Origin of the sequence: Burkholderia sp. (assembly GCF_018375725.1) — a bacterium.
GTDB lineage: Bacteria > Pseudomonadota > Gammaproteobacteria > Burkholderiales > Burkholderiaceae > Burkholderia.
This window is the reverse complement of the sequence record NZ_JAHACR010000145.1, coordinates 1-9,897: the sequence shown is the minus strand read 5'-3', so window position 1 is coordinate 9,897 and position 9,897 is coordinate 1. Positions and strand designations below refer to the sequence as shown.

The following is a 9,897-nucleotide window of genomic DNA, read 5'->3' as shown; positions in this document are numbered from 1 at the left end:
TCTCGATACGCGACTTCGTCATCGTCGCGGCGCTCGATCACGGTCACGCGCGGTGTCAGCGACGCAATCTCGTTCAGCAGCGCGCGCAGCTCCTGCGACTTCGCGTCGTCGCCGAGCGAGGCGACGAGTTCGACCGGGCGCGTGATCTTTTCCAGGTACGCTTTGAGTTGGTTCTTGAGATTGGCGTCGAGCATGGCGATTCGGATTCCGTATTAATGATGGTCGAGCGGGGCGTGCCGGAGGAGGGTGGCGGGCCGTGGAACGCCGCGGCCCGCTGCCGCGCGCCCGGATCGGGCGAGCGGGCCTGAACGTCAGATCTTGCCGATCAGGTCGAGCGACGGCGTGAGCGTGTCAGCGCCCGGGGTCCACTTTGCCGGGCACACTTCACCCGGGTGCGCTGCGACGTATTGGGCAGCCTGCACCTTGCGCAGCAGTTCGCCTGCGTCGCGGCCGATGCCGTTGTCGTGGATCTCGCACAGCTTGATCTCGCCTTCCGGATTGATCACGAACGTGCCGCGCAGTGCCAGGCCTTCTTCTTCGATCAGCACGTCGAAGTTGCGCGACAGCGCCAGGGTCGGGTCGCCGATCATCGGATACTTGATCTTGCCGATCGTGTCCGACGTGTCGTGCCATGCCTTGTGCGTGAAATGCGTGTCGGTCGACACGGCGTAGATTTCAACGCCCAGCTTCTGGAATTCTGCGTAGCGGTCTGCGAGGTCGCCGAGTTCGGTCGGGCAGACGAACGTGAAGTCGGCCGGGTAGAACACGACGACGGACCACTTGCCCTTGAGGTTCTCATCGGACACGGACACGAAGTCGCCGTTGTGGTATGCGGTTGCCTTGAACGGTTTGATTTGGGTATTGATAATCGTCATCTTTTGCTTCCCTTGAAGTCGGTGGTGGATGAAGAGGTGCCAGTATCGGGGTTCACCCTCGTTTTGTGAAATTGCTTGTTTCAATGACCGGCATCGTGAATTTCTATTCTCCCTACACATGCGCCGCCCGACGGCGCGGATTCGACGTGGGCGGCGCGGCCTGACGGCCCGCTCGCCCGGCCGAATCCGCGCCCAGCATGCGTCAATTTGACGCGCAAACTCCGCCGGCCGTCGCGCGCAGGCGCCGTCGCGGTGCACGTCATGCGTCGGCGGCGCGGCGTCCCGTGCCCTGCGCCGAGCCGTCCGACACCCCCGGCGGCGCGGGGCGCGGACGGCTCCGCACGTAGGTCCACAATTGCTCGGCGGCGGGCCGGCGATTGAGCGTCGACCAGTACAGGCGGATTTCCAGTTCGGTATGCAAGTCCGGCGAGCCGGCGCTGACGAGCCGGCCGTCCGCCAGATCCTGCGCGATGCAGCTCTCGGGCAGCCAGCCGATGCCATGCCCGGCCAGCACCATCCCTTTCAGCGCCTCGGACATCTGCGTCTCGAACGAGCGGTGCAGCGCGTACGGCTCGGTCGCGTTGAGCAGCAGCATCTCGACGATATTGCCGAGAAATACGCCCGGCGAATACGCGAGCAGCGGCAGCGGCGCGCCCTGCTTGCCCGGCAGCGCGAAGCGCGGCGTGCCTTGCGCGTCGGGCGTGGAGACGGGCAGGATGCGCTCGACGCCCAGCGTCACGAACGGGAAGTGATTCGGGTCGAGCTGGATCGGCAACTGCGGGTGATGATAGCCGAGCAGCAGGTCGCATTCACCCTCGACGAGCTGCTGCACGCCTTCCTGCATGTTCACGGCGTTGACGCGCGCGCTGATCGGGCCGACTTCCTCGCTCAGCTGCTTCAGCCATTCCGGAAACAGCGTAAAGACGAGCGTATGCGCGACCGCAAAGCGCACGACCTGGTCGCTCGCTGCGAACTGGTCGTAGCCGTTCACGAGGTTGCGCGCTTCATAGATGCTTTGCAGGATGTCGGCGGCGAGACTGCGGAACATCTGTCCGGCAGGCGTGAGCGCGATCGGCGTGATGCTCCGGTCGACCAGTTTCGCGTCCATCCAGGTCTCGAGCGCGGCAATTCGCCGGCTGAACGCGGACTGCGTCAGATGCCGGTTGCGCGCCGCCCGCGAAAAGCTCCGGGTATCCGCGAGGCTCAGGAAATCTTCCAGCCACTTTGCTTCCATATCCGTCTTCGTTGCCTGCTGTCGTCGGGGCGCCATGGCGCGGCGGCGCGTCGCATGACGGATGATCCGCCGTTTTGCCGCCTGCCGCGCGGGTAGCCCGAAGTGTCTTGTTTCTATGTCAGTCCGATCGTCCGCACGCGGTGCCCGGGCGTTGCGGGAAGGCCGCACGCGTCGGGCGATGCATGCCGCAGTGCTGCCGGGGCAGCGCGTCGGCGCGGCGCAAGTGTGCCACGATTTGCACCGCGGCCCGCGCAGCCGTGGCGCGGCATGCCGCACGGGCGTGCCGACGCCACTGCAGAGAGCGTGACGGTCGAGCGCGGCGAACCGCCGTGGTGGCGTTCCTGCCGGCCCGGTGTCGCGGGGCTATGCGGCGAACCGGTCCGTCGCCGCGATCAGCGCCTTGAGAATGCCCGGCTCGTCATACGCGTGGCCGGCATCCGGCACGATCTCGAGCGTCGCGTTCGGCCATGCCTTCGACAGATCCCATGCCGTGCGCGCGGGCGTCGCGGCGTCATAACGGCCCTGGACGATCACGCCCGGAATATTCGCGAGACGATGGGCGTCGCGCAGCAACTGGCCTTCCTCGACGAAGCCGCGGTTCACGAAGTAATGATTTTCGATCCGCGCGAAGGCGAGCGCGAAATGGCCGTCGCCGAAGCGTTCCGCCAGCGCCGGGTCGGGCAGCAGCGTGATCGTCCGGCCTTCCCACGTGCTCCATGCACGCGCGGCTTCGAGCTTGGCGGCTTCGTCGTCGCCGGTCAGACGGCGGTGGTAGGCGGCCATCAGATCGCCGCGCTCTGCTTCGGGGATCGGCGCGAGAAACGCTTCCCACAGATCCGGGAACAGCCACGATGCGCCTTCCTGGTAGTACCACAGCAGTTCCGCGCGGCGCAGCGTGAAGATGCCGCGCACGATCAGCGCGCTCACGCGTTCCGGATGCGTCTCCGCGTAGGCGAGGGCGAGTGCGCTGCCCCACGATCCGCCGAACACCAGCCACTGCTCCGCACCGACCATCTCGCGCAGCCGTTCGATATCGGCGACGAGATCCCATGTCGTGTTGTTCTCGAGGCTGGCGTACGGCGTCGAACGGCCGCAGCCGCGCTGGTCGAACAACAGGATGTCGTAGCGCTCGGGGTCGAACAGGCGGCGATGATTGGCGTTGCAGCCGCCGCCGGGGCCGCCGTGCAGGAACACGGCGGGCTTGCCGGCCGGGTTGCCGCAGCGCTCCCAGTAGACGCGGTGGCCGTCGCCGGTGTCGAGGTAGCCGTGCGCGTAGGGTTCGATCGGTGGATACATGTGGATGGGGCGAAGGGTGGAGGAGGACGCGGTTCGCCCATTATGCCGAACGCCGGGAAGCGTGTGGAGGCCATGTGGACGGCCGCTACGCATTCTGGTCGAGGCGAATCGCCGGGGGCGCACCGGTGCCGGGCGGCGCAGGCGATGCAGCCGCCCGCGCCGGGCGGGCGAGCCGGACGGCGGGCGATGTTCCGGAGCGCGACAAAGAATCGGGGGACAAGCCGCAGGCGTCCGTTCATACTACGCGGCACGTTGCAACCAACCGTCCCACCATGCGTCTTCTCCATACATCCGATTGGCATTTGGGTCAGAGTTTCATGGGCAAGAGTCGTCAAGCGGAGCATCAGGCGCTCATTGACTGGCTTATGACCCAGGTCCGTGAACATGCCGTCGATGCGGTCGTCATCGCCGGCGATATCTTCGATACGGGCACGCCGCCCAGCTATGCGCGCGAGCTTTACAGTCAGCTCGTCGTGCGCCTGCATGACGCCGGTGTTGCGTTGCTGCTGCTCGGCGGCAACCACGACTCGGTCGCGACGCTGCGCGAAAGCAGCGCGTTGCTCGAATGCCTGTCCACCCACGTCGTCCCGCATGCCGACGCCCCTGAGAACCAGGTGCGCGTGCTGCCGCTGCGTCGCACCGATGCGGGCCGCGTGCCGGGGTGCGTCGTCTGCGCGATCCCGTTCATCCGCGCGCGCGACGTGATCCAGAGCGAAGCCGGGCAAAGCGCCGAGGACAAGCGGCAGCAGCTGGTGCGTTCCATTCAGGCGTACTACTACGCCACGTTCGATGCCGCGCGCGTTCTTCGGGATGCGCTCTCGCAAGAAACGGGACGACGCTTGCCGTTGATCGCGACGGGCCACCTGACGACAGTCGGCGCAAGCGCGACGGAATCGGTTCGCGACATCTATGTCGGCACGCTCGACGCGTTTCCGACCACGGCATTTCCGCCGGTCGACTATCTGGCGCTCGGGCATATCCACCGGCCGCAGAAGGTCGGCGGCCTCGAACACATCCGCTACAGCGGATCGCCGATCGCGCTGAGTTTCGACGAGGCGGACCAGCAAAAGGAGATGCTGCTGGTCGACCTCGACGAGTCGGGCCTCGCTGCGGTCACACCATTGCCCGTTCCTGTCTTTCAGCGTCTTGTCACGTTGCGCGGCAATCTGAAGTCGCTGGCCGCCGCGTTCCCGCGCATTGCGCAGGATGCGACGCCCGATCGTCCGGTCTGGCTCGAGGTGACCGTGGCCGAGGACGATTACCTGTCCGACCTGCCGGCCAGGATTCAGGCGCTGGCCGAAGGGCTGCCGCTGGAAGTGCTGCGCATCCGCCGGGATCGCGGAAACGCCGCCGCGCAATTGACCGCGGATGCCGGGGTCACGCTCGACGAACTCGGCCCGCACGACGTGTTCGCGCGCCGGCTCGAACAGGAAGATCTCCCCGACGACCTGCGTCAGTCGCTCACCGAGCGATACCGGGCGATCGTCGCTGCCACCGGGGAGGAGGCCGCATGAAGATCCGCAGTCTGCGTCTCAAGAATCTCAATTCGCTGAAAGGCGAATGGTTCATCGATTTCACGAAGCCGCCATTCTCCGACAACGGGCTGTTTGCGATCACCGGCCCGACGGGCGCCGGCAAGTCGACGCTGCTCGATGCGATCTGCCTTGCGCTCTATCACGAGACGCCGCGGCTCAAGACGGTGTCCGCGTCGGTCAACGACATCATGACGCGCCACACGGCCGACTGTTTCAGCGAGGTCGAGTTCGAGGTGAAGGGCGAGGTCTACCGTGCGTTCTGGAGCCAGCATCGCGCGCGCAACAAGGTCGACGGCGCGCTGCAGCAGCCGAGGGTCGAACTGGCGAATGGTGACGGCACGATCCTGACGAGCCAGATCAGCGAAAAACTCAGGCTCGTGACCGAGATGACGCGCCTCGATTTTTCGCGCTTCACGCGTTCCATGCTGCTGGCGCAAGGCGGTTTTACCGCCTTCCTGATCGCCAGCCCCAACGACCGCGCGGAGTTGCTCGAAGAACTGACCGGCACCGAGATCTATGGCGAGATCTCGCGGCGCGTCTATGAACAGGCCGCCGCGGCCCGCGACATCCTGAAGAACATGCGTGCGCAAGCGGATGGCATGGACTTGTTGACGGCCGAGCAACGCAATGCGATGCAGCAGGAAATCGTGTCCCTCAACACCCAGCTCGGCGCGCTGGCCGACCAGTTGAAGACGCTGCGCGCGCATCGACAGTGGTGCGCCGATCTGGCTCAGGCGGAAGCGGCGGTTCAGGCGGCGCAAGCGGGCGTTGCGAAGGCCGGCGCGGCGTTCGAGGCGGCCGCCGGCGACCTGGCGCGACTCGCCGCAAGCGAGCCGGCTGAACGATTGCGTCCGCTGCACGATGCGTTGCAGAACGCGGAAGAGGCATGCAAACGGATCGAGGCGGAACTGACCGGGCACCGTGGCGACCGGGTTGCGCAGGCGGCGAAGCAGTATCGCGAGCACGTGCTGGCGGTGCGGCTGGCCGAGCGTGCGTGCGCGGATGGACAACGGCAACTGGCGGCCCTCGATACCGAAAAGCGCGAGCTCGACGAGCGATGCGGATCGATCCGGCATCACGCGGCGCTCGGCGAGCAGATCGGCGTCTGGCGTCAGCAGTTCGACCACCGCAAGCAAACCGTCGACGGGATCCAGGGCCGGGAGAAGGCGGCCAGTGATCTGGACGGCAAGCTCGCGAGCGAGCGGGTCACGCTCGCGCGGCAGGCGGAAGCGGTCGTGCTCGCGGAGCAGGCGAAACGCGAATCGGACGCGCAGGTCGCGACACTGCACGCCGCGCAGGCGCTGCGGCTGGCCGGCGACACGCTTGTCGAATGGCGGCAGCGCTGGCAGGCCGCCCAGCACGGCCTCGTGGCCTGGCAGAAGCGGGAGGCGCTTGCGGAGCGGCAACGCGAGCGCGCGGACGAGCGGGATGCGCTGGCCGCGGCCCTGAAACGGACCGAAGCGGACATGGCCGCGCACGAAGCGCGGCTGGGCGCTCTGCAGGTCGAGCACGGCAGGCTGAACGAGCAGGCATCGGACAAGCAGAAGCTGCTTGAACAGGAGCAGATCATTCGCAGTCTCGCGGAGCATCGTGAACGGCTGCGGCCCGGTGAAGCCTGTCCGCTGTGCGGCGCGCTCGAACACCCGGCGATCGACGCTTATGGCGCCATCGACGTGTCCGTGACAGCCAATGCGTTGCACGCGCTGAAGGCGGAGATACAGGCTGCCGATCGGCAGCTTCGCCTGACCTCCGATGCGCTGGCGGCCAGCCGCGTGATGCACCGCGAGCAACAAGCGCGGCACGCGCGTCTGTTGACGGAGTTCGAGCAGGGACAGCGCGACTGGGACGAACTGGCCGCGGCAATTGCTCTGCCGGGACAGCCGGTCGACCGGACCGGCTGGTCGCAGCCCGAGCGTCTGGCGGCAGGCAGGGAATCCGCCGACAACGCGGCGGCAGCGTTGAAGCAAACGCTGGACGCGGCCGAGCAAGCCGAAGAAGCCTTGACCCGCATGCGCCAGGTCGACGCCGAGCGCGCGGCGGCGCTGCAAGCGGCCCGCTCGACACATGCGTTGCTGGCACAGGCGATTCAGGGAATCGGCGAACGGCAAGCCGAAATCCGTCGGGATCTTGTCGAGTGGCGGGCGACACTGACGCGCGACGAGGGCGCGCTGCTGGCGTCGATTCGCGAAGCGGGATTCGGGCAAGCCGAGCTGCCGGCCGATGCCGAGACATGGCTGAGCGCCCGCGCAGACGAATGGCGGGAATGGCAACGCATGCAACAGCGGTTGCACACGCTGTCGGAGTCACGTGTCCGGCAGCAAGCGCAATGTGATGCGGCGCAAGCCCTGTTGGCGACGTGGCAGGCGCGGTATCGCAAGCTCGAGGCGGCACAGCGAGGCGTGATGGATGCCGGGGCGGTCGAGGCGATTGTCGGAATCGCGGAACATGAAGATCCGGTCCAGGCGCTGTCGGCGTGCACGGACAGGATCGAATCGCTTACGCGCGCGCTGACCTTGCTCGACGGCCGCATCTCGCAGCTCGACGGCCTCCAGACGCAGCAACGGTCGGCGATGACCGACGCGGCCGCCCATTGGCATGCAGCGCTTGCGGCGAGCCCGTTCCCGGACCGCGCGGCCTTCCTTGCCGCATGGCTGCCGCCCGAGACGCGCAAGGAGTTGCTGGCCCTGAAGCAGACCTGCGAACAGGACAGGCAGACGGCGAGCGCCCTGTTGCAATCCGCGCAGGAAAAGCTCGCGAGCCTGAAGTCGCAACCGGCACGCTCCGAGGCATCGCTCGACGCGCTGACGACGGAAATCGAATCGCTCGACACGCAAACCGCGTCGATCAACGGGCAGCTGGGCGGCAGACGCGAACTGCTGACACGAGACGACGCGTTGCGTCGCAACCAGCAGGCGCTTTTCGCGCAGATCGACGCGCAAGCCAGGGAGACCGACATCTGGCAGCGTCTCGATTCGCTGATCGGTTCCGCCAGAGGGGACAAGTTCAGGAAGTTCGCGCAAGGGCTGACGCTCGACCATCTGCTGACACTGGCGAACCGGCATCTCGACCGTCTGCATGCGCGCTATCTGCTGCGGCGCAAGTCGACGGGCGAACTCGAGCTGGAAATCGTCGATCGCTGGCAGGCGGACGTGACGCGCGACACGCGTACCCTGTCGGGCGGGGAGAGCTTCCTCGTCAGCCTGGCGCTCGCGCTGGCGCTATCCGATCTCGTGAGTCACAAGACGTCGATCGACTCGCTGTTCCTCGATGAAGGGTTCGGCACGCTCGATGGCGATACGCTGGAGATTGCCCTCGATGCGCTCGACGCGCTCAATGCGAGCGGCAAGATGATCGGCGTCATCAGTCACGTCGATGGGCTCAAGGAGCGCATCGCGACGCAAATCCGGGTCGAGAAGGGCGGCGGGATCGGGCATTCGCGCCTGGTATTTTGAGGGGCCGGCCATCCGGGGGCCGGCCATCCGGGGGCCGGCCATCCGGGGGCCAGCCATCCGCGGGCCAACCGTCCGCAAGCCGGTCATCTCCGGAAGCGGCCGCCTGTGAAGGCGGCCGCAGACGCTTACCGCGTCAATTCGCTGAACCCGGCGAGCAAGCGCTCGACATCGGCCGCTTCGATCGCGCCCATCGTCGAGATGCGGAACAGCGTCTTCGACAAGCCGCCCTGTCCCGCATAGATCACGAAGCCGCGTGCCTTCAGGCCGTCGTGCAACTGCTCGTACGACACGCCTTGCGGCAGACGGTACGCGCGCAGCACGACCGACGATGCGCCTTCCGGCAGCACGAGCGGCATGCCGCGCGCCGCGAGGCCGGCCTGCACCTGATCGGCGAGCGCCTGGTAGCGTGCGTGACGCGCGCGCCAGCCGCCGGCTTCGTCGAATTCACGCAGTGCCTCGACGAGTGCGTAATACGCGTGCACCGACGGCGTGAACGGCGTATTGCGCTGATCCTGCAGCTTCGCGAGACGGCCGAGGTCGAGGTAGTACGTGCGGCTTGCCGCGTTCGCGAGCGCCGCGCGCCGCACGATCACGAACGCTGCGCCCGGCACGCCGTGCAGGCACTTGTTCGCGGTCGCCGCAACCGCATCGATGTCGCCGCCGGCGAAGTCGATCGCTTCCGCGCCGAAGCTGCTGACGCCGTCGACGAGCAGTCGCGCGCCACGCGCGCGGCATACGCCGGCGATGGCCGCGAGGTCGTTCAGGCGCCCGGTCGTCGTCTCGTGATGGATCACCGCGACGTGCGAGAAGCCGCCCGCATCGAGGCGCGCGGCGATCTGCACGAGATCGGGCGCCTGCATCCAGTCATGCCGGAGGACTTCATGCGGGATCGCATATTGCGTCGCGATCTGCGAGATCCGCTCGCCGTAGACGCCGTTCTCGATCACGAGCAGCTTGCCGTCCTGCGGCACGAGCGCCGCGATCATGCTTTCGACGGCGGCCGTGCCCGAACCTGTCATCAGCACGGCGGCCCATTCGGTCGGATCGAGGTCGTACGCGGCGACGAGGCGCGCGCGCGCTTCGTCCTGCAGATCGAAGAACTCGCCTTCGCGATGGCACAGGTCGGTTTGCAGCAGGCTTTGGCGCACACGTTCGGTCAACGTGACCGGGCCGGGATTGAGCAGCAGCATCAATGCACTCCTTCAGCCTGCGCGGCACCGATGTGCCGCATCAGGCGGGTCTTGACCTCGACCGGCGTGACGGTCGGGCGGGGCAGTCCATCGGGCACGCCGGTGCGGGTGGCGATGCACACGAAGCGCGGGCCGGCCGCGCGGGCGCCATTGGCGGATTCGGCGAGCACGGCATCGAGCAGATCGAGCGTATCGCCTTCGGCTGCCGACGCGTAACCGCACGCGGCCGCGACGCCGGCGAACGATACGTGTTGCGACACGGTCGCCTGACCGCCCGTCGATTCGTGCGCGCCGTTGTCGAGCAGCACGTGCGTG

General features: G+C 67.1%; 6 protein-coding genes and 2 pseudogenes. 2 read left to right on the top strand and 6 right to left on the bottom strand.

The genetic code is table 11. The features are described 5' to 3' along the window. From KH616_RS15515 to pip, 4 genes and pseudogenes are all read right to left on the bottom strand, one after another. A pseudogene (locus KH616_RS15515) lies at nt 1-194 on the bottom strand (alkyl hydroperoxide reductase subunit F); the annotation flags it as partial. Nucleotides 195-311: 117 nt separating this feature from the next. Next, nucleotides 312-875 carry an alkyl hydroperoxide reductase subunit C gene (gene ahpC, locus KH616_RS15510; protein WP_292247757.1) on the bottom strand — a complete coding sequence of 188 codons (564 nt, stop codon included), beginning with the start codon at nt 873-875 and terminating at the stop codon, nt 312-314. A 259-nt stretch (nt 876-1,134) separates the two neighbouring features. Next, nucleotides 1,135-2,109 (bottom strand): LysR substrate-binding domain-containing protein, encoded by a 975-nt coding sequence (locus tag KH616_RS15505; protein ID WP_292247754.1) that lies wholly within the window; start codon nt 2,107-2,109, stop codon nt 1,135-1,137. A 363-nt stretch (nt 2,110-2,472) separates the two neighbouring features. Further along, entirely contained in the window at nt 2,473-3,405 is a 933-nt protein-coding gene (gene pip, locus KH616_RS15500) for a prolyl aminopeptidase (protein ID WP_292247752.1), read from the bottom strand. A gap of 272 nt (nt 3,406-3,677) precedes the next feature. Here pip and sbcD point away from each other — a divergent pair, with 272 nt between their 5' ends. Both sbcD and KH616_RS15490 read left to right on the top strand, forming a co-directional pair. Continuing rightward, on the top strand, nt 3,678-4,919 hold the full coding sequence (gene sbcD, locus KH616_RS15495; RefSeq protein WP_292247749.1) for an exonuclease subunit SbcD: 1,242 nt from the start codon (nt 3,678-3,680) through the stop codon (nt 4,917-4,919). Beyond that, nucleotides 4,916-8,392 (top strand): AAA family ATPase, encoded by a 3,477-nt coding sequence (locus tag KH616_RS15490; protein WP_292247746.1) that lies wholly within the window; start codon nt 4,916-4,918, stop codon nt 8,390-8,392. The genes sbcD and KH616_RS15490 overlap by 4 nt, the downstream gene beginning before the upstream one ends. 125 nt (nt 8,393-8,517) lie before the next feature. On the opposite strand, the gene KH616_RS15485 is transcribed toward KH616_RS15490, so the two are convergent. Then, nucleotides 8,518-9,582 carry a 2-aminoethylphosphonate aminotransferase gene (locus KH616_RS15485; protein ID WP_292247743.1) on the bottom strand — a complete coding sequence of 355 codons (1,065 nt, stop codon included), beginning with the start codon at nt 9,580-9,582 and terminating at the stop codon, nt 8,518-8,520. Continuing rightward, nucleotides 9,582-9,897: pseudogene (locus tag KH616_RS15480) on the bottom strand (phosphonopyruvate decarboxylase); the annotation flags it as partial. The gene KH616_RS15485 and the pseudogene KH616_RS15480, both read right to left, overlap by 1 nt.

Excerpts from the sequence above, each read along its gene's own strand:
- pip (WP_292247752.1), bottom strand. The coding sequence starts at position 3,405 with ATGTATCCACCGATCGAACCCTACGCGCACGGCTACCTCGACACCGGC.
- KH616_RS15505 (WP_292247754.1), bottom strand. The coding sequence starts at position 2,109 with ATGGAAGCAAAGTGGCTGGAAGATTTCCTGAGCCTCGCGGATACCCGG.
- KH616_RS15485 (WP_292247743.1), bottom strand. The coding sequence starts at position 9,582 with ATGCTGCTGCTCAATCCCGGCCCGGTCACGTTGACCGAACGTGTGCGC.
- KH616_RS15490 (WP_292247746.1), top strand. The coding sequence starts at position 4,916 with ATGAAGATCCGCAGTCTGCGTCTCAAGAATCTCAATTCGCTGAAAGGC.
- ahpC (WP_292247757.1), bottom strand. The coding sequence starts at position 875 with ATGACGATTATCAATACCCAAATCAAACCGTTCAAGGCAACCGCATAC.
- sbcD (WP_292247749.1), top strand. The coding sequence starts at position 3,678 with ATGCGTCTTCTCCATACATCCGATTGGCATTTGGGTCAGAGTTTCATG.